Below are 20,880 nucleotides of genomic sequence, written 5' to 3'. Positions count from 1 at the left end.
ATATAAAAAATATCTGCGATCAAATCCTTCAACTGCATCCCGAAGGCAGAGATGATGCAAAAGACTGATCCATCTGCTGGAATCAGTCTTTTGTACTTTCTGAATATGTCCTCACTCCGGTATTTCCTCGCTACAGACAAAATGGAGCAGCATCTTCACAAACTGCTCCGTCATCCGCGTATCCATTGTATTAGTCTTTGACGGATCGATCTTAACAATCCGTTGAAGCATGCCCATTAGCGTTGTGAAGATAAACTGAGCAAGTTCCAGTGGAGGCGACGGATTCTTGATACTGCCGTCCGCAATGCCTGTAGATAAAGCATCCATCAGGAAATGCTTTTCTTTCCCGTTCTGGTTGAACTTATCATACTGTTCTCTCAATTCAGGACTAAAATCATACATCTCATAGTTAATATCAAATAATTGAATAAATCGGATGTAGTCTGGATGATCCTGGGCAAACACAACCCATGCATTCAACATGACTGTGAGTTGTTCTCGCCCATTCATATCCTTCGTTGATGTATGGCTAACCTCATCCGTTAAATGTTCAATTAAGTGCATCTGAATGGCAAGAAGAAGCTCATCCATAGACTGAAAATGTTTATAAAAGGTCACTCTGCTAAGTTCAGCTTTAGTGCACACATCCTTAATCTTCACCTGGAGCAATCCATATTTCAAAAAGAGCTCCTTACCTGCTGCAATCAAATCATCACGATGTTTATTTCTCAATTGTTGATGCCAGTTTTCATTCACTTGTATACAATTGTCCTTTCTTCGAACGAAATGCGTTCAAGGTCAGTCCGAGAGAAGCGAGCAGCATAATTGCACCAAAAATATACGGGAAGTTTATGTTTTTGTCAAACAATAGCCCTGCGATCAGCGGCCCAATCACCGTTCCGAGACTGGAGAATGTGGTGTTCAGACCCGATGCATAGCCTTGCCGATCTCCTGCATTCTTGGATATTAACGTGCTGACCGAAGGTCGCAAAAACGAATTAAAGGCAAAGAATAACGCAGAAGCGAACAACAGAAACACAAGGTTGACCTTAATTAACATTAACAATAAAGCTATGGGTGTGACTATTAAGGAGAGGCGGATCAGCTTAACTTCTCCGATTCTCTGAACGAACCAATCCAAAAGCCAGATTTGTACAATGATACCGATAATCGCGCCCAAGGTAATAATGATGGAGATCGTCGCAGCGTTGAATCCGTATTTTTGCTCTGCAAAAAGAGCGAATACCGTCTCATAACTCATGAGGCCAAAGGTCATGACGAGAAGCACAATCAAGTATTTGAAATAGGGTACTTTAAAAGAACTCCAGATTTTCTTGCCCAAGTGATCACCTTTTTGATGACGGATGGAGACGGTTCTTTTCTCCGGGGGGAGTGTCTCAGGCAATAGCAACGTCATTAGTGCCGCAATCAGTCCCAGACCCGCTGCGAAGAAATAGGGCATGCGAATACCCATCTCGGCAATGAGACCACCCAGACCAGGTCCGAGTACCATCCCCAAATTCATAGCTGCACCAAAATAGCCCATGCCTTTTGCACGAGTCTCTGGTGTTGTAATATCAGCCACATAAGCGAGGTTCGCAGGAACCATTAAACCGAGACTGATCCCACCGATAAATCTTGCGGCATACAGGAATGGCAGTGATGTTGACAGTGCAAATATGATATCTGAAATGACCGACAGAAACATACCTGCAATGATCAACTTTTTGCGTCCAAATCGATCAGACAGTTGCCCCCCGAGAGGTGAAAAGAAGAATTGAGCCGCACCGAAGGCTGCCACTAAAAATCCTGCTACTGTGCCTCCCGCATGAAAAAGCTTCAAATACTCCGGCAATATGGGGATGAGCATCCCCTGCCCCAATAAAGCGATAAACAGATTTAACATCAGAATGAACAGTGGAAAGCGAACTGATTTTGGTAATGTACTCATGTACGTCATAATCCCCTTCATTTACACGTCGTTAACCTTTACAGTATGTAAACCATTTTAAATGGTTCGATGGAGATCTGTAAATCATTTTTTTTTAATGAGACAGTGAATTAAATGTTAATATGGTCACCAGATTGTCCATGACATTCCGCGGATGTTGAATGGCCTTATAGAGGGCTCTTCTATATCATATTAAAAAACAGCATGAGAAAGAGAGGAATCAGAGTGAGTGCTAGAACAGTAGTTTCATTGGAAGAATCATGGTTGTTTCAGGCAGATACCGAGAATCAGGGCATGGAACTACAATGGTATGAACAAGGTCCTCCCTTGGGCGAAATCGTTAAGATTCCCCACACGTGGAACGTGCAAAATGGGTTAGAGGAGTTTCGTGGAACGGGATGGTATCGTCATGATGTGTACGCTCCGCCGGAATGGGAAGGGAAGTTACTACGGTTACAGTTTGATGCCGTTTATCGAGATGCGGTGGTATGGGTAAACGGCAACCGTGTAGGAGAACATACTCAATCGGGTTACACTCCATTTGTGATAGAGATTTCCGACACAGTCATCTTCGATGCAACCAACCGAATTGTGGTATCAGTAAATAATGAAAATAGCCAGACGGCTCTTCCCATGGGCAATAGCTTTGATTGGGCAGACGACGGCGGAATTATTCGAGGCGTATCGCTGCTGGTTAGCGGTCGTACGGCAATTGACTATTCTAAACTTCAAGCTGTCCCTTACTTCACGGACGATATGGACGGAACTCACGCTCCATACGGCATGTTATCTGGTGAGATTTGTTTGTGGGAGCAGGCACGAGAGTCTGAGTGTAAATCTATAAAACTGAAAGTGATCATTTCGTATAAAGAAGACATGTTAACTTCGAATGAATGGGAAATGTCCGGCGACGAGGGTGTTCTAAGATTTCAAGACATCAAGGTGGAACACCTTAAGTTGTGGCATTTTGATCACCCCCATCTATACGCAGTAACCATTGCTTTATACTCGGATGGTGTCCTTACAGATGAGGTATGCACGGCAGTAGGATTTAGAGAGATTCGCACAGAAGGTAATACACTGTTAGTTAACCGTGAGCCGGTACGTCTTATGGGGGGTGAATGGATGCCTGGATCGAATCCTATGAGCGGTATGGCAGAATCGGTAGCACAGTTGGAAGAGATGCTTCATCATATGAAACACGCGAACTGTGTTATTACCCGCTTTCATTGGCAGCAGGATAGCAAGCTGCTGGAGTGGTGTGATCGTAACGGGTTACTGGTACAGGAAGAGATTCCACATTGGCAGACCCCATTAGATCCTGACGATGAATGGTTGAACATTTCAATGCAGCATGCCCAAGAAATGATCCATCGTCACTACAATCATCCTTGCATCTATGCATGGGGTATTGGCAACGAGGTAAACGGACAATCCACGGTTACAGTTCGGTATTTTGAGAAACTCAAATCTCTGGTGCAAGGACTTGATTACACGAGATTCATTAACTATGTGTCTAACACGGTGCATGAGAATCCCGCCCAGGATGCCACGAGTGTAGGTGACATTGTGATGTGGAACGATTATATCGGGACATGGCACGGTGAATTGGACAGGCCGGAAGTTATTCGAAATATGACTATGAATTTGCCAAATAAACCTCTCGTGGTAGCTGAATATGGACTATGTGAGCCTGCTTTTAATGGCGGGGATGAGCGTCGTACACAGATCCTGGTAGAAAACACAAGGGAGTACCGGAAGCATCCTGCCATCGCAGCACTTATATACTTCAGCCTAAACGATTATCGTACGCAAATGGGGGAGGAAGGCGAGGGAAGGCTGCGCCAACGGGTGCATGGTTCCATGAGTTTAGATGGCACGCCCAAGCCTTCTTACGAAGCTTTGCGCCGATTAGCTTCACCAATTAACCTCAACGTGGAGCTGGTTAAGGAGAAGGCCCAAGTTGTAGTAACCGTGGAGAACCGGAATGACATTCCATGTTATCGGATATCTGGTTACACGATTAAGCTGGTTAACCCGCACGGTTATTGTATTACGGAACACATCCCGGATTTATCGCCTGGGGAGCAGCACATGTTTTACTTTAACGATATTTCTGAGAATCGATGGAACGAACTTGTTTTAGATATTATCAGACCCACCGGATTTTCGGTGAGTAGCGATTCGCTGATGACATACAAGGATAAGACTGGAGGTGGGAACGCGTGAATTTAGAAGAGTTGTTCACGGTACATGTGAACATCGGGGAAACATTCGAATTACAGAATAGCGAAGATGATTCGGTTGTTATGATTACTTTTACAGGTAGCGTAACCGGAAAGTACTTTGAGGGAATCGTGCTGGGTGGAGGCGTGGATACGCAGATCATCGGGAAGAATGGGGACCCGCATACGCTATCGGCAAGATACATGATCCAAGGAACGGACTACACAGGTCATTCCTGCAAAATCTTTATCGAAAATAACGGAAGTATTGATAAAAATCTCAAAACGGCATTATTTCGCACTTCCCCCAAAATGATTACGGACAGCAAAGCCTTATCCTTTTTGAACAGTGAGACGCTTGTTGGAGAAGGTCGTCCAACGGAGTCCGGAGTAGATATAAAAATATATAGGGCGCTATTATAACGAGGAACATATGATAACTATTCTGTTCATGTGTCGTGGAGCAAGATAGCCTGCTATACAGAGTCAGAGTCGCTAATGACGCTAATGAGCGGTTCTTTTTGTCGTTATGCGATTTTACGTCAATATTTATATGTATTCTTTTACATTAAATTAACAAAGGATGGGTACGGCGCGGACATTCCTCACCTATAGTATGATGAGCGAAAATAAACCAATACGAGCATATCAAGGGAGTAGACACATTAATATGATCATCAAAAAAATCGGAATTTCAGTCGTATCACTCACCATGTTGACATCCGTAAGTATGTTTGACGCCTATGGTGCAGGTTCAAAGCGCACAATCGAAGTGTCTGAACAATCGGCTAACGTGATTGTGAACGGACAAAGGGTGGAAGGTGAATCGTTTCTCTACAAAGGAGTCACTTATGTACCGGCAAGAGCGATTGGGGAAGCCTTGGGAGAAGAGGTAGACTGGGATAACAATACCCAATCGGTGTTTGTTGGACAAAAAATGAACGATGAGCAGGGATACCGTGGTACCAAAACGCCCTATCCTTTTAAAGAAACAAGTTATACAGAAGTTCCTGATGGATATGAGCCCGTATTTATTAACTTCGTAGGTAGACATGGTTCCAGACATCTATCCAGTTCCAAGTACGACAAGACGCTTTTTGAACTGCTCGATATCGCTGAAAAGGACGGGCAGATCACTAATCTGGGCAAAGAGCTGAAGAAGGAAATTGGCAAACTGATGGTAGTTGAAAAAGATCATTATGGCTTATTATCCACCACGGGTGGAGAAGAACTGAAAGGAATAGGGGCCAGAGTTGGACAGAATTTCAAAGAACTTTTTACATCGGATAAAAAAGTGATTGCGCAGGCTACCTTCAAAGATCGAACGCCTCAGAGCAGAGATCAGTTTATAGATGGGTTAAAAGAAAGTTTGGGAGATAACAAGGTAGATATTCTGACCTCAGCCTTCGAAGAAGAAAAAGATCCTTATCTGCGTCCCTACGATCTGGCAACAAAGTATAACGAATATGCTGAAGATGGTGAATGGGTTAAGTTATACGAGGATTATGTCACACAGAGCACAGGAACGCGTTATGCGAAAGAAATGCTTTTGCAATTTTTCTCTGAAGACTTCTACCAACGGTTGAATGCTGGAGAGTTTGAACTGAAGGATGAGAAGGGAAAAGTGAAGCTCAGTAACCCAACCGAAGCTGCTTCCAATCTATATGAGCTGTACATCATCTCTTCGAATATTAAAGGAGAAGGTGACTTTGAATTCGGGCGATATTTCACGGCTAATCAGTTGAAATGGTACGAGAGCATTGACAATATCAATGATTTCTATGAAAAAGGTCCATCCTTAACGTCAACGGATCTGCCGCAGAATATCATTTCACCTTTGGTCAAAGAGTTGATCGTGTCTACCGACCAGTCCATTCAGCAGAAGGACACGGCTGGTATATTTCGTTTTGCTCACGCAGAAACCATTATCCCACTATCTTCATTCCTGGATATCGCCGGAGCTAATGTGAGTATCGACAAACCGCAGGACGTGACCCAAAACTGGAATGGCTCGGTTATCTCACCAATGGGGGCAAACATCCAATGGATTCTGTATTCCAATGGTAAGGATGTTCTCGTAAAAATGCTTAGAAATGAAGAAGAGATCGCCTTCCCGATCGAAACAAAGACCTACCCATACTATAAATGGGATGATGTAAAAGCATATTACCAAAACAAACTGCAGAAGGTGGGCGTAAGCTTGGACAGCAGTTTGGAAGACAATATCGAGCTTTTACAGAAGAAATTCTAGTTGGTTGGATGAAGAAAGCAACTCCTCTCCATGGAGCTGCTTTCTTTTTTTGCATTTTGAATGAAAATGGACCAATAAAAAAAATCCTAAAACAAAATGTGACCAAATGCCGTCCGTAAGAGTGTTAGAGGTATAAAGGAGGGCATAACAACCATGCAGCGATCAGTTCCCCAGCTGGGCGATCATGTGATGAAAGTCTATGAGACATACGCGGATACGCTGTTCCGGATTGCCATGGTGCACCTCGGCAGACGAGAAGCCGCGGAGGAAGCCACTCAGGATACCTTCATCAAACTAATAGAAAAAGCCCCTACATTCAACGATGCGGAGCATCAAAAAGCATGGTTGATTCGGGTCATCACCAATCATTGCAAATCCTTATTAGGCAGAGGCTGGCGTAAACGGGAGGTCAAGCTGGAGGGAGTCGATCCCCTTACTACGGACAATCCTGAAGATCACGCATTGATCGAACTTGTGCTGTCACTGCCCGTCAAGTATAGATCGGTGGTTCATCTGTATTATTACGAAGATTATCCGATCCGAGAAATTAGCGAGATCCTGGAGATTAGCGAGTCAGCGGTGAAAATGAGGTTGAAACGTGGCAGACAGCTGTTAAAACTGGAGCTTGAAGGAGAGGAACTGTAATGAACGAAGAACAATTCAAACAAAACTACAAGAAAGCGGTGGATCATATGAAAACAGACGAGCAAATGAAAAAACGGGTAGAGCAATCTTTGAACACGCGACATCAGGGGCCAAAACGTCAACGTAAACCATTATATATTGCAGCAAGCGTCGTTATCGCTGCCAGTATCGGCTTGGCTGCGCCAAGTGTATGGCAACAATTCAATGGACCAGCCGCATCAACTCCTCAGGTGGCAGAGGTGACGCCAGGCGCGTCGTTCGATCCGATTGTGATTCCTAAGATGGAGTTGCCGGATTCAAACGGCAAAGGTGCCATGGCGAGCATGTTGCCAGTGGTTGTCTATGAGGGGAACGTCTATTTACAGTCCGAAACTCTACTTGAAGGCACCAGTGCGCTCAACCTGCGCGGCGAAAAACTCGGCACCACTACTGGCGGCATCAATGAGTGGAGCGGCCAGGATAAATACACGGAGCTTGCTTCCAACATTGGCGAAGCGGACATCTATGCGGTCAATGGCTATGACAAGGACTTCCGCATCATGTCTTACACCGAGATCGATGGTCAGGTGTATGCTCAACTATTCGACAAAAATAACGGGATCACCATCAGTAGCGGAGCCGACTTGATCGGAAAGCTTCATCTCGAAGGCAACATCACTTCTGCGCAATGGGAGACGTTCGACAGCTGGAACAACGGATTGCAGCAGCTTCAGCCGTTGGCAGCGGACGAATCACTGGAGAGCTTCGTCTCTGCGTTATCTGCTGCCAAACCGATTGCAACGAGTCCGGAATTGGAAGAGAACCTCTACAGCAAGGAAGATCGCAAGATCATCTATCTTACGCTGGAAGATAAAATGCAGGTTCCACTGGTTCTGTTCGGTGAAGGTCTGGTGCGTTACGGTAATGTTCCGGCATTCCTGGAAGTTGAGAAAGGCGCGTTTCAAACGTTCTGGAACAGCCTGGGCGAGTAAGGCGAAGACAGCGATACAAATGCATGATGAAGAGCGAACAGGGCACACAAGTGCTTTGTTCGCTCTTTTTATACATAAAATTAGAATATCATATTAATCCATATACATTATAATAGGCAATTGTGATTATTGTGTTGAGTAATCCACACATCTCGAAGATTTGCTCATTGTAACTGTCCTGTTTCTGTTTAAAATAATGAAAGTAAGTTGATCAGTGATCTATATGAAAACCCAAATAAAAGGAGACAACACCAATGCCCGTAATTACAGTTGAAGCAGCAAAATTGTCTAAAGAACAAAAAAGAAAGTTAGTACAAGAACTTACCGAATCAGCTTCAAATATTATGAACATACCTCAGCAAGCTTTTTTTGTATTTGTGAAGGAGAATGATACAGAGAACATAGGCGTTGCTGGACAGCTTATTGCAGACAGACAGCAAAGCGATTCGCTTAAAAGCGAGGAAAACAACACACAACAAGGAGACCGACTATAATGAAGACACTCATTCTTGTATTTCACCCAAATTTGGCAACTTCTCGTGTGAACAAGCGATTGACCGAAGAAATGGAAAAGCAGTCCAACGTTACCGTTCATCGTCTATATGAGGCTTATCCTGATGAGAAAATTGATGTAGCGGCCGAGCAACAATTGATGGAAGGACATGACCGCATTGTTTTGCAATTCCCTTTCTACTGGTACAGTAGCCCATCATTATTGAAAAAATGGCAGGATACCGTTCTGACTTATGGTTGGGCTTATGGTAGCCAAGGAAATAACCTACATGGAAAAGAGCTTCTTGTCGCCGTTTCTGCTGGTGCCCCAAAAGAAAATTATATGTCAGACGGGCATTTTAAATATTCGATTACAGAGCTGTTACGTCCATTCGAGGCAACCAGTAATATGATTGGAACTCGCTATCTGACACCATACATATTGACTGGCGTAATGCAACACCTGTCAGATGAGCAACTTGAGAAAAGTGCCGAGGATTACGTGTCGTATGCGTTGAACCCAAAAGTTGAGCAGATATCCAGCTAATAAAAACTCATATTCAGAAGGTGATAGTAAATGAAGAGTGTTCAATTATCAAAAAACACCAATGTACCACCGATTGCTTTGGGCACTTGGTCTTGGGGAACCGGCGAAGCTGGAGGAAATACCGTGTTCGGGAATCAACTGACAGAAGCGGACCTCCAACCAGTCTTTGACGCAGCTATGAATGCCGGACTCTGGTTATGGGATACAGCAGCAGTATATGGAATGGGTTCCTCGGAGTCCATATTGGGGAGCTTTGCCAAACAACATGATGCCGTGTTGATTTCTACGAAATTCACACCACAGTTTGCAGGCGATCACGATAACGCAATGGAGGAACTTTTAGAACAAAGTTTAGAAAGACTTCATGTGGATCATGCAGACATCTACTGGATACATAATCCCGCAGATGTAAAAAGGTGGACCCCTCAACTAATTCCTTTAATGAAAAGTGGAAAGGTTCGTCATGTAGGAGTATCCAATCATAATTTGGATGAAATCAAACTGGCAGCCAGTATATTGGCGGAGGAAGGCTTGCGAATTTCAGCTGTGCAAAACCATTACAGCTTGCTTTATCGCTCGTCCGAGAAAGCAGGAATTATTGATTACTGTACAGAGAATGATATTGTATTTTTCTCCTACATGGTACTGGAACAAGGAGCATTAACAGACAAATACAGTGCACAAAATCCTTTACCTAGTGGTACAAGGAGAGGGGAAGCCTTTGGTCCTGATCGCCTTGCTAAGCTCGAAAATTTGATTCACGTCATGAGAGAAATAGGTAGCAAGTACAGTGCCTCTGTTGCCCATATTGCAATAGCTTGGGCCATTGGAAAGGGTACCGTTCCGATTATCGGGGTAACGAAAACGAGCCACGTCGAGGATGCTGTAAAAGCCATTGAAATCACTCTGACTACGGACGACATCACTAAACTGCAGATCGCAGCAGAAGAAACGGATGTCGAGGTTCCAGGCGAGTGGGAAAAAGCAATGCACTAACTGAACTCTTATAACCAAATAAAAAATCCTCATTTCCTAGCAGAAATGAGGATTTTTTATTTGGTTGCTTCTGTTTGAATCCTGCAAGGTAAGGGAATTAGAAGTTTCTATCTAACAATACCCCAGTCTGTTCTGCCATAACCCGAGGAGGTATGGACATTCCATTTTTGAACCACCATTCCACACTTCCAACAACTGCTGCTGCAAGAAATTGAAGAATAACTTCGTCATCCATACCTTTATTCTTTCCTTCGGTAGTATCAACCTCAATCTTATATTCCTGGACAACCAGATCAATGAATCGGCTGTGAAAATAAGTGGCACTTTTCGTGTTTAACATGGTTGAGAAAAATAAGTGATTTTTGGCAAAATATTCAAACCAAACATAGTTCCCTTCTTGAAAACTCATATCGGATGCAGCGTGGCATAGATCACGGAGATTGCCAATATGCTCTTCGATAATTTTATCGAGTAGGTCATATTTATCCATATAGTGTAGGTAAATCGTGCCTCGATTAACGTTGGCCCTATCTGAAATATCACGGATAGTAATTTCTTCGAAAATTTTTTCAGCCATCAACTCAAGTACTGCTTTCTTAATAGCGTCTTGAGATTTGATCACTCTTCGATCCAGTTTAACCATTCAAAAACCTCCGCCTTAGACCCTAACATTGTAGTATTATTATTCGAAAATCCTTCATCGTGAGAGAAAACTGTTTCAATGCTCGGTTTTTAGCATTATAAACACGATTTGGTTAAACAATCAATATGCATATCATTCACTGTAAATGACTTTCTTTAGCGTCAGCGGGAATCGAGAATCCTTTATTTCATTGATTATAATAGTCTATTTTATTCAAAACAGACCTCATTCAACAGTATTCATTTGATAGGATTAGGCAATAAAATGATATGAATAGGCTATAATTTCTTTACTCTTTCATTATAAGATGGGATCACCTTGTGATAATGACAACACACAAATTGATCTACATTCAAAGTTGCTCTGGGGGATAGGAGGGTTGAATGTTTGTTCCGGGCTTGATTTAGAGTTTCGTTGGTGATGGAGTCGTTAATATACCAATTGCCTTGGAAATAGCATCTTTTGTTTCATCCAGAGCTTCCAATGCGTTAGGGTCAAACGATGGGCCAAATGGATTTGAAGGAGTCCACGCCGTTAACCGAAATAACTCGGGATTGGTCATAGCATAAAAGACTTTATTGAATAAATAGTGTGAATAAAATAATGGGCAAGTATTAACAATGTGTTGATTAATGCACATATTAAGAAGAATTGATCATTGAACCTCGATTGTTTAGGTTTATAATTTATTTCTGGAATTGAAATATACAGGAGGTTTGATGAATATGAATCGAATTGACAAGAGCCAAGAAACGTTTAAAAAACTATTCGGCGATGGGGTTCCAGCGGCATATGCTACACATCCTGAATTTCAGAACATATTGAGTCGCTTCATATTTGGTGAAATTTTCAATCAAGGTGCCCTTGATGATAAACAACGCGAGCTTATAACCCTGGTCGTACTTACTACGAATCAAACGTTGCCTCAGCTCAAGGCACATGTTCGTGCCGCTCTAAATGTTGGATTGACACCCGTGGAGATCCAAGAAGCAATCTACCAATGTGCACCATACTTAGGATTCCCGAAAACCTTAAATGCCATATCGGAAATGAATGAAGTATTCGAAGAACAACATGTTGCACTGCCTCTTGAGAGTCAACAACGGGTTGAAGAAGATAACCGATTTGACAAAGGACTTGGTATCCAAAAAGAGATTTTTGGCGATATTATTGAGAAAAACAGGGAGAATGCTCCATTAAATCAGAAGCATATACAGGACTATCTTTCAGCATTTTGTTTTGGTGACTTCTATACCCGTGGAGGTCTTGATCTGAAAACACGAGAGCTGCTTACTTTTTGTATACTAAGTGCACTCGGAGGTGCTGATAGTCAAGTCAAAGCACATGTTCAGGGCAACATCAATGTTGGCAATGATAAAGAAACCATGATCACCGCTCTTACTCACTGCCTTCCCTATATGGGATTCCCTCGAACTCTTAATGCTTTAGGCTGCGTTAATGAAATCATTCCAGAGAAATAATCTCCTTCATAGCGCTAATGATTACAGGCAGTTGATTATCTCAATCAACTGTCTTTTTCTGGTTAACAGGCAAATACAGCTAAGAAATTGATGCTTCAAGCGACACTTAAATGGAATGTAAACCAGGAGGAGTTATGGAACTCAGAGTACTTCGATATTTTTTGACAGTAGCTCGTGTAGAAAATATCACACATGCTGCAACAATCTTACATGTGACACAACCTACGTTAAGCAGGCAGTTGGCTGATCTGGAAAAAAATTTAGAAACTCAACTGTTTATACGTGGAAAAAGTAAAATAACACTGACAGAAGCAGGCATGCTTTTACGTCAAAGAGCAGAAGAAATTCTCACGCTTGCGGATAAAACAGAGAAAGAGTTTAAAGATCAGAACAATCTGGTTGGAGGAACCATATCGATCGGGAGTGTTGAATCATTAACGTCCAATGTTATTTTACAATTATTAAAAGACTTCAATATGGAGTATCCGCAGGTTAAGTATCACATCTATAGTGGAACGGGGGATGACATAAAGGAGCGAATCGATAAAGGACTGCTCGATGTGGGCATTTTGTTAGAGCCCATTCATATTGAGAAATACGATTTCATCAGACTGCCCCAGAAGGAGCGTTGGGGAGTCCTTATGAAGACCTCATCACCTCTTGCACAGAAAGAATATGTAACTTCAACCGATTTAGCTGGAGTGCCTCTGCTCATATCCAGCCGATCTGTCGTACAGAATGAGATTGCAAGCTGGTTTGCCGATGAGTATGCACATCTAAACTTCGTTGCGACCTATAATTTAATATCTAATGTACTTAACCTCGTAGAGGAGGGGTTAGGGACGGCAATCTGTATTGAGGGTGCGCTTGCAATGAAGCAGTCTGACACATTATGCTTTAGACCTTTTCATCCGGAACTTCAGTTTCCAACAGTGATTGTCTGGAAAAAACATAAGGTATTCAGTCAAACTGAGGTACGTTTTTTGGAACATATCAGGCATGCCTTTCAGGCATAATAAAGTATAAATTATAGGTATTGGCTATAGCTGTTTATCAGATGATATTTTAAAGGTGTAGTGAATGCAGCCTTTATGTATTACAGATAAATAGCTTTTTTGTTGCATGGAAAGTTATTTAAAGCGCTTTCGATTTTATTCATTTAGGCGGCAACAACAAGAGGGGGCATTATGGGATGAGCAAGAAATACGAGAAGTTGGCTCAAGATATTGTAGAGAAAGTGGGCGGTAGTGAGAATGTATCCACTCTGACTCACTGTATGACTAGGCTTAGATTTGCACTGAATGATACTAGTAAAGCAGATCAAAAAGCGCTTAAGTCGTTTGATGGCGTTATTGATGCGGTTGAGAGCGGCGGACAATTTCAAGTCGTTATCGGCACACATGTTGAAGACGTTTACAAAGAAGTGATCAAACAACTTCAACCTAACGCGAGTTCATCGGGTGAACCAACTCAAGCTAGAAAAATTAGTATTTTGGGGAAGCTAATCGATTTCGTCTCCGGAACATTTAGTCCGATTGTTCCTGCTATTGCTGGTGCTGGGATGATCAAGGCATTACTCGCTCTGCTTATTTTGTTCAACTGGATTTCAAAAGATTCCCAAACTTACTATGTCGTAAGTCTTATGTCGGATGCTATCTTCTACTTTTTACCATTCTTGTTGGCATTTTCGGCTGCGAACAAATTAAAGTGTAGTCCCGTGTTAGCGCTCGTTTTAGCTGGTATTTTGCTCCACCCAAACTTGACGCAATTGCGTGTAGATGGAACTGACGTAAGTGTTTTTGGAATCCCACTAACACTTGTATCTTATAGTTCATCTGTAGTTCCAATTCTCTTAATAGTTTGGTCACAATCATATATTGAATCGTTGTTTAAAAGGATCATTCCGAATGCAGTGAAAGTTATTTTTGTTCCCATGTTCACTATTTTAGTGACAGGAATTCTAGCTTTAACGGTATTGGGACCACTGGGGTCGTTTTTCGGAACGTACTTAGCCTTGGGCTTTGATTTCTTGGGTGCACATGGTAGCTGGCTGGTTATTTTCCTGGTTGCAACCTTCTGGCCAATACTGGTTATGTTTGGATTGCACCATAATATTGTCCCTCTATCCATTGCTCAAATCACGACATCAGGCTATGAGAATATCCTCGGTCCTGGAGCAATGATCAATTGTATAGGTCAAGGTGTCGCGGCATTAGTTGTAGGGATGAGAACCAAGGATAAAGCATTAAAACAAATTTCTGCTTCCAGTGGGATCACAGCGTTGATGGGAATTACGGAACCAGCTCTTTACGGCGTAAACTTACCGAAGAGATACCCACTTGTCGCGGGTATGATTGGAGCTGCCAGTGGGGGACTCTTTGCAGGGCTTATGGATGTTTCTCGTTACGCAACAGGCGCTTCAGGAATTCCGGCGATTCCGCTGTACATTGGTGAAAATATCTGGAATCTATATAATATTTTGATCGCCCTTGTTATAACAACTGTTGTAACTGCTGTGCTTACCTATTTACTCAGTTTGAAATATGAAAAAGACGCACCTTCACAAAATACTGTTTCAAGTACGAATGAGGTGAGTAGTGTTGCGGATGAAGTCATTACAATTAAAGATTCCGTTATTGCAACTCCACTTAAAGGTCAGCTCATTCAACTTCAGGATGTACAGGATGTAGCGTTTGCCTCAGAGGCAATGGGTAAAGGAATTGCTATTGAACCCAGCGAGGGGAAAGTCATTGCTCCATTTGATGGCATGATTGTGTCCCTATTTCCTAAGAAACACGCTATTGGACTGTTATCCGATGAAGGAGTCGAAATTCTTATTCATGTCGGCTTAAATACAGTTAAGTTGAACGGAAAATATTTTGAGGCTTTTGTGGAAGAAGGTCAGAGAATCACGAAGGGACAGACTTTGCTGACATTTGATCTGGACAAAATCAGAGAAGAAGGATATGTCACTCAAACGCCTGTTATTGTAACCAATACGTACAGTTACTCGGATGTGATTGCAGAGACTAGTCAAAAAAATATTGATTTTAACAACACATTGTTGGTTGTCAAAGCTTAACAAAACTACAAGGTAGGAGTGTGTTTTAATGACTTTAAGAAAAGACTTTTTGTGGGGTGGGGCAGTTGCTGCTAATCAATGTGAAGGTGGATATGCCGAAGGCAACAAGGGACTATCCACAGTTGATGTGATCCCGGCAGGGAAAGATCGTGTTCCTGTCATGCGAGGGCAATTAAAAATGTTGGAGTGTGATCAAGAGCATTTTTATCCAAGTCATGAGGCTATTGATTTTTATCATCGATATAAAGAAGACATTGCTTTATTTGCAGAGATGGGCTTTACGTGTTTCCGTTTATCTTTGGCATGGACACGGATCTACCCTAATGGAGATGACGAGCTCCCCAACGAAGAGGGCTTGCAATTCTATGAGAATGTATTTGATGAATGTTTGAAGTATGGCATCGAGCCTCTAGTCACCATCACCCACTTTGACGTCCCTATTCATTTGGTGAAAACCATTGGATCGTGGAGAAGCCGTAAAATGGTTGATTATTATGAGAGACTGTGTGAAACGATCTTCACCCGTTATAAAGAAAAAGTGAAGTATTGGCTTACCTTTAATGAAATCAACATGCTGTTGCATTTACCTTTTGGAAGCTCTGGTCTAGTGTTTGAAGAAGGTGAGAATGAAGATGCTGTGAAGTATCAGGCAGCTCATCATCAATTGATCGCAAGTGCAAAAGCAACTGAAATTGCGCATAGAATTAACCCGGAAATTAAGATTGGCTGTATGTTAGCAGGTGCCAACACTTACCCGTATACATGTGCACCAGATGATGTCTGGAAAGCCATGACAAGAGATCGCGAGCATTACTTCTTCGTCGATGTACAATCCCGAGGAGAATATCCAAATTATGCCAAGAAAATGTTAGAACGAATGAATATTCACTTAGCCATGGAAGACGGGGACGAAGAATGCTTGAAAAATAATACGGTTGATTTCGTTTCGTTCAGTTATTATGGTTCACGATTAACCAGTGCAGATCCGGAAGTAAACACACAAACGGCAGCTAACCTGTTTCCAACACTGCGCAATCCTCATTTGAAAACGAGTGAATGGGGATGGCAAATCGATCCTGAAGGTCTAAGAATTACAATGAACTCCTTGTATGACCGATATCAAAAGCCACTATTTATTGTTGAGAATGGATTAGGAGCGATAGATACTCCTGATGAGACGGGATATATTGCGGATGACTATAGAATCGATTATTTGCGTCAACACATCCAAGCCTTCATAAAAGGAGTGGAAGAAGATGGCGTTGACTTGTTGGGTTACACATCTTGGGGTTGCATTGATTTAGTAAGCTCAAGCTCTGGAGAGATGAGTAAACGATACGGTTTCATACATGTCGACAAAGATGACGCTGGAAAGGGTACGTTAAAACGCAGCAAGAAAAAATCCTTTGAATGGTTCAAAAAAGTTATCCAAAGTAACGGTAAAGAACTCTAATCGACTGAGCAGTAACGTATGAAGTCATCGACTTATGCGTTACTGCTTTATCCATTTATCGCAGCATCGAGCACTAAATACTGGCCATATGGAGCAAATACAAACAGTAAAGGAGTTGGTTTTTATAATATCCATGGAGAAGCTTAAAACATATTCGTTATTGTCCGTTGCGTTATTAATTTCTTCAGGTCCAGTGATTGCCGCCAACATTCCTGCGATAGCCAATGATTTTCCAGAGATATCGGTAACACATGTAGGATTATTAACGACCATCCCTTCATTATTTGTCATTCTTGGTGTGTTAATCGCTAATCGACTTGAACTTCTTATTGGGAAGAAAGCAACTATACTCACTGGATTAGGACTTGTGCTCATTGCGGGAGTATTCCCTGCATTGAATCATGACTTTTTTTCTTTGCTGTTCATTTCTCGCTGTTTATTTGGGTTAGGTGTAGGGTTGTTTAACCGGCTCATCATTCAGATGATCAGTGATATGTATCATCAGAATCCAGGTAAACAAGCAACCGTAATTGGCTTAGAAAGTGCCTTTGAGGGATTAGGAGGCATATGTCTGACACTACTCGTTGGTCAACTATTGAAAATGGGCTGGCACACATCATTTTATGTCTACGCCCTGGCACTTCCTATTTTCATCGCGTTCCTGATTTTCGTTCCTTCTGATAAAAAAGAGCTCAATAGAAGAGAAGAGGTCACGACGAATTCAAGCCAAACAAATAATAAAAAAGCCCTTCAAGTCATGATTGGCTATGGTCTCTTATTATTTGTGATTGTAGCTATCTTCATCAATTATAATTTACAGATTACTCCTTTGATTTTGGAAAAAAATATTGGAAGTGCGACAAACGGAAGCAATATGATTGCATTTATAGGTTTGGGAGCTTTTGTTGCCGGATTTTCTTTTGGAAAAGTATACAAAACATTCGGTAACTATATCGTTCCATTATCGATTCTGTTACTTGGAGGAGCCATGTTCGTTACGACCATCTCTCAAAGTATCATGTTTACTACCATTTGCTCAATGATCATCGGGTTTTCATTCCGCTGTATAATGCCCTATTTATTGCATACTTTTGCTCAACAAATCGCGAAAATGGCAAAGTTGGGTACCACCATTGTTCTGATCGCGTATAACTTGGGAGCCACACTCTCACCGTATGAAGGAAGGTTAGTTACGCAACTATTGCAACTAGATACAGTGCAATCATTAGTCTCGAGTAATGCAATGATCCTATTACTGATGTCAGTAGCTAGTTTAGGAGTAGTAACCCTTCATCGCAAAAAGAAGAATATTCAACAAACATAGAAAACAGGGAACTTCTTGATATGGAGTTCCCTTGTTTTAGAGTGTGTTGTAAGAACCGTTTAAATAGAATTCTTGTAATACACCAAGTGATCGGTCCACTCATTATGCTCGTGTATAAAGCCTTAACCACTCCAGTGTACATTCACTCATATCCATTTTGCTCAAGTCATACCACTGAAATAGTTCGTAACCACACTGCGAAACTCTAAAGCGGCTTTGGAAATATACCTATTTTTGTGCGAAAGTAGAGCAATTTCCCGAACGAGTCTGTGCTCCTCTACCTGAAGATATTTAATGCGCTCATGTGGGTTTCTTGCTGTGCTTGGTATAAAAGCGAGACCGATCTCCGCCTCCACAAGGGCGGTTAATCTCGCAGGCTCATCACCTTCGTATACATACTTCGGTACAAAACCAACGAATTGACATACGGAATCTACCATATCACGAACACCATAACCTTGCTTCACCCCAACAAACCACTCGTCCTTAAGCTCAGTTAATTGAATGCTACTTCGGTCTGCATATCGATGACCCATAGGAACAGCGACTACGATCGGATCGTTATATAATATCTGACATTCGATATCGTCACCTTCAATCGGAGGGGAGGAGAGACAAAAGTCCACCTCGCCCCGATGTAGAAGTCTGGACATGTTTTCTAACGAAACCATTTGCACATGGAACTGAATATCCGGCTTGTTTTTCCGGAATTCCCGCAGTATGCCTGGCAGTGTGCTCGCCGTAGTCACCGCCAATTGCAGTGTGCCCTGATCCGGGTTGGAGAGGTCAGCAATTTCCCGCTGTCCCTGTTCCAATTCGAATAGGGCCTTTTCAGTTCGGTGAAGAAATGTTCTTCCAAAGTCGTTAAGTCGCAGTTTTCTCCCGATTCGATCAAATAAAGGGACTCCCAGGTCGTCCTCTAATCGTTGTATCGTTTTGCTCAGGGAGGATTGCGTGACATGCAGCTTTCCCGCGGCTTCCGTAACATGCTCGCATCGGGCCACCGTCAGGAAATATTTTAGTTGAAGAAGCTCCATTCGCACCATTCCTTCATTCCTTCTAGTTCATCAAATCATAACATACAATGCGTTGGAATAAATGAATGCTTTCGAGTAAGATGACAGCAGAAGAGAGAGAGAGGTGCACCAATGAACGTTCGAAAAAAAGGATTGATGTTAGCTGTTGGACTCGGAATCATGTTGAATCCGTTGAATTCCTCCATGATTTCTGTGGCTATTTCAAGATTGCAACTCGTGTATCAACTTGATTTTACAGCCGTTTCGTGGATTATTTTATCATTTTACATTGCCAGTGCCGTTGCTCAACCGGTCATGGGCAAGTGTAGTGATTTGTTTGGTCGCAGGAAGATCTTCCTCATGGGTCTTGTTATTGTTTTCGTATCGTCCATGCTAGCTCCGTGGTCTCCCAGTTTTTCGTGGCTCATCGTATTCCGGATCGTTCAATCGATTGGCACAAGCATGATGGTGGCCGTCGGAATGGCGATTGTCAGAATTAACGTGACTGACAAGCAAGCTTCCGCTTTGTCCACCTTGGCTATATTCCTTTCTGGAGCAGCTGCAATTGGGCCTTTTATTGGTGGTGTATTGATTCATTGGTGGGACTGGCACAGCATATTCATCGTTAATATTCCGTTTGTCTTGGCAAGCTTTATGTTCGCTTGGAAAACAATTCCGAAGGACGAGCAATCTCCGTATATCTCTGGTCATATGTCCATTCGGCAATGGCTCGCGTTAATTGATGCACCAGGTATTTTGTTGTTTACGGTAGCTTTGGTAGCTCTGCTTATCGGCTTACTCTCAGTCAACTCCACTGGAAATATTTCAACGTGGCATCTGCTGACAGGGGGGATGGGATTAATCGCACTCGCCATGTTCATCCGACATGAATTAAAAGCAGACACGCCTTTTATCCCTCTGCGAACGTTTGCTAGACATCCCGAAATGACGTGGGTCAATGTGCAATACATGCTGGTGAACATCCTGTTTTACGCTCTTTTTTTTGGAGTTCCTACGTACTTGAAGCAGGTACGTCATCTCAACGAAGTCTATACAGGAATTAGCATGCTAGCCTTGGGGTTATGTTCGGTCATTATTGCTCCGATCGCAGGGCGCTGGATTGACAGATCAGGATCACGGCCAGCTCTGATCGTATCAGCTTCATTAATGACATTCGGCTCTCTATTAATCGCGGTCATGAATGAAACTTCCCCAATCGTTATTGTCATTGTTGCTTTAGCTTTATTTGGCATAAGTAACGGCTTAAACGCGGTCGGTATGCAAGCAGCACTGTTCAAAAGCACACCCAAAGAAATGATCGGAGTCGCATCGGGTATTTTTAATACGTCACGCTACCTGGGGACCATCTTATCGTCGTTATTAATTGGGATCGTCATGGGAGATACATTCAATGTGACAGGATTTCAGATGCTTGGAGTCATCCTTACGGTGCTTGCTGCATCACTGATCATCATGAGCGTACGTCGCGAGGCAGATGCGGTGAATCCGGAGCAAATAAGCAAGTAAATAGCGAATTTCCTGTGCAATAGCACGTGTACACCCAATGAATCAATAGCTCCATTGGGTGTTTTTTTTGTTTTTCACCAAGTTGTCAGAAAGAGTTGATCCTTTCTTGAACGTTTAGGGTAGAACACGTGTCTTTGATTGAATTAGATAAAAATAAAGATATAATAATTTTGATTATTAGGTCTTGTAGAGCATTTTCTATGCATTTGATATCAGGAATCAACAGGAGTAAACGCAAAGAACATGTGGCAAGATATCGTTGTCGTTTACTTTGTG

General features: G+C 42.4%; 18 protein-coding genes. 14 read left to right on the top strand and 4 right to left on the bottom strand.

Annotation, left to right across the window (positions count from 1 at the left end; translation table 11 throughout):
- Positions 1-111: 111 nt before the first annotated feature.
- Positions 112-756 (bottom strand): TetR family transcriptional regulator, encoded by a 645-nt coding sequence (locus tag HF638_RS06140; protein WP_169479401.1) that lies wholly within the window; start codon positions 754-756, stop codon positions 112-114.
- Entirely contained in the window at positions 749-1,951 is a 1,203-nt protein-coding gene (locus HF638_RS06135; protein WP_169479400.1) for an MFS transporter, read from the bottom strand. The genes HF638_RS06140 and HF638_RS06135 overlap by 8 nt, the downstream gene beginning before the upstream one ends.
- 225 nt (positions 1,952-2,176) lie before the next feature.
- Between HF638_RS06135 and HF638_RS06130 the strand changes: the two genes are divergently transcribed.
- From HF638_RS06130 to HF638_RS06095, 8 genes are all read left to right on the top strand, one after another.
- Positions 2,177-4,180: a glycoside hydrolase family 2 TIM barrel-domain containing protein gene (locus HF638_RS06130; RefSeq protein WP_169479399.1), complete on the top strand. Its 2,004-nt coding sequence runs from the start codon at positions 2,177-2,179 to the stop codon at positions 4,178-4,180.
- Entirely contained in the window at positions 4,177-4,599 is a 423-nt protein-coding gene (locus HF638_RS06125) for a DUF3237 family protein (RefSeq protein ID WP_169479398.1), read from the top strand. Before HF638_RS06130 ends, HF638_RS06125 begins: the two co-directional genes overlap by 4 nt.
- Before the next feature lie 247 nt (positions 4,600-4,846).
- Positions 4,847-6,427, top strand: coding sequence for a histidine-type phosphatase (locus HF638_RS06120; RefSeq protein ID WP_169479397.1), 1,581 nt, complete (start codon positions 4,847-4,849; stop codon positions 6,425-6,427).
- A 153-nt stretch (positions 6,428-6,580) separates the two neighbouring features.
- The gene (locus HF638_RS06115; RefSeq protein ID WP_169479396.1) at positions 6,581-7,072 is read left to right on the top strand and encodes an RNA polymerase sigma factor; all 492 of its coding nucleotides are present in this window, start codon (positions 6,581-6,583) and stop codon (positions 7,070-7,072) included.
- Complete coding sequence (locus HF638_RS06110; RefSeq protein ID WP_169479395.1) at positions 7,072-8,043, top strand: hypothetical protein; 972 nt, start codon at positions 7,072-7,074, stop codon at positions 8,041-8,043. The genes HF638_RS06115 and HF638_RS06110 overlap by 1 nt, the downstream gene beginning before the upstream one ends.
- A gap of 254 nt (positions 8,044-8,297) precedes the next feature.
- Complete coding sequence (gene dmpI / locus HF638_RS06105; RefSeq protein ID WP_169479394.1) at positions 8,298-8,537, top strand: 4-oxalocrotonate tautomerase DmpI; 240 nt, start codon at positions 8,298-8,300, stop codon at positions 8,535-8,537.
- Positions 8,537-9,082 (top strand): NAD(P)H-dependent oxidoreductase, encoded by a 546-nt coding sequence (locus tag HF638_RS06100; RefSeq protein WP_169479393.1) that lies wholly within the window; start codon positions 8,537-8,539, stop codon positions 9,080-9,082. Before dmpI ends, HF638_RS06100 begins: the two co-directional genes overlap by 1 nt.
- A 30-nt stretch (positions 9,083-9,112) precedes the next feature.
- On the top strand, positions 9,113-10,078 hold the full coding sequence (locus HF638_RS06095) for an aldo/keto reductase (RefSeq protein WP_169479392.1): 966 nt from the start codon (positions 9,113-9,115) through the stop codon (positions 10,076-10,078).
- 97 nt (positions 10,079-10,175) lie between these two features.
- On the opposite strand, the gene HF638_RS06090 is transcribed toward HF638_RS06095, so the two are convergent.
- Positions 10,176-10,721 (bottom strand): TetR/AcrR family transcriptional regulator, encoded by a 546-nt coding sequence (locus tag HF638_RS06090; protein ID WP_169479391.1) that lies wholly within the window; start codon positions 10,719-10,721, stop codon positions 10,176-10,178.
- A gap of 725 nt (positions 10,722-11,446) precedes the next feature.
- Between HF638_RS06090 and HF638_RS06085 the strand changes: the two genes are divergently transcribed.
- The 5 genes from HF638_RS06085 (at position 11,447) to HF638_RS06065 (ending at position 18,061) form a co-directional block, all read left to right on the top strand.
- Positions 11,447-12,202, top strand: a complete 756-nt coding sequence (locus HF638_RS06085) for a carboxymuconolactone decarboxylase family protein (protein WP_169479390.1) — start codon at positions 11,447-11,449, stop codon at positions 12,200-12,202.
- A gap of 110 nt (positions 12,203-12,312) precedes the next feature.
- Entirely contained in the window at positions 12,313-13,218 is a 906-nt protein-coding gene (locus HF638_RS06080; RefSeq protein WP_348982076.1) for a LysR family transcriptional regulator, read from the top strand.
- 176 nt (positions 13,219-13,394) lie between these two features.
- Positions 13,395-15,284 (top strand): beta-glucoside-specific PTS transporter subunit IIABC, encoded by a 1,890-nt coding sequence (locus HF638_RS06075; protein WP_169479389.1) that lies wholly within the window; start codon positions 13,395-13,397, stop codon positions 15,282-15,284.
- Between the two features lie 28 nt (positions 15,285-15,312).
- Positions 15,313-16,737 (top strand): 6-phospho-beta-glucosidase, encoded by a 1,425-nt coding sequence (locus HF638_RS06070; protein ID WP_169479388.1) that lies wholly within the window; start codon positions 15,313-15,315, stop codon positions 16,735-16,737.
- 133 nt (positions 16,738-16,870) lie between these two features.
- The gene (locus HF638_RS06065) at positions 16,871-18,061 is read left to right on the top strand and encodes an MFS transporter (RefSeq protein ID WP_169479387.1); all 1,191 of its coding nucleotides are present in this window, start codon (positions 16,871-16,873) and stop codon (positions 18,059-18,061) included.
- Positions 18,062-18,222: 161 nt separating this feature from the next.
- Here HF638_RS06065 and HF638_RS06060 read toward each other — a convergent pair whose 3' ends face one another.
- A complete protein-coding gene (locus HF638_RS06060) occupies positions 18,223-19,098 on the bottom strand; it encodes a LysR family transcriptional regulator (RefSeq protein ID WP_169479386.1) in 876 nt (291 codons plus the stop codon).
- A 111-nt stretch (positions 19,099-19,209) separates the two neighbouring features.
- On the opposite strand from HF638_RS06060, the gene HF638_RS06055 reads away from it, so the two are divergent.
- Positions 19,210-20,604, top strand: a complete 1,395-nt coding sequence (locus HF638_RS06055; protein ID WP_169479385.1) for an MFS transporter — start codon at positions 19,210-19,212, stop codon at positions 20,602-20,604.
- Positions 20,605-20,880 lie beyond the last annotated feature (276 nt).

The sequence above is a fragment of the Paenibacillus sp. SZ31 genome, assembly GCF_012912005.1.
GTDB lineage: Bacteria > Bacillota > Bacilli > Paenibacillales > Paenibacillaceae > Paenibacillus.
The sequence above is the reverse complement of the archived record's forward strand: the minus strand, read 5'-3'. Positions and strand labels throughout refer to the sequence as shown.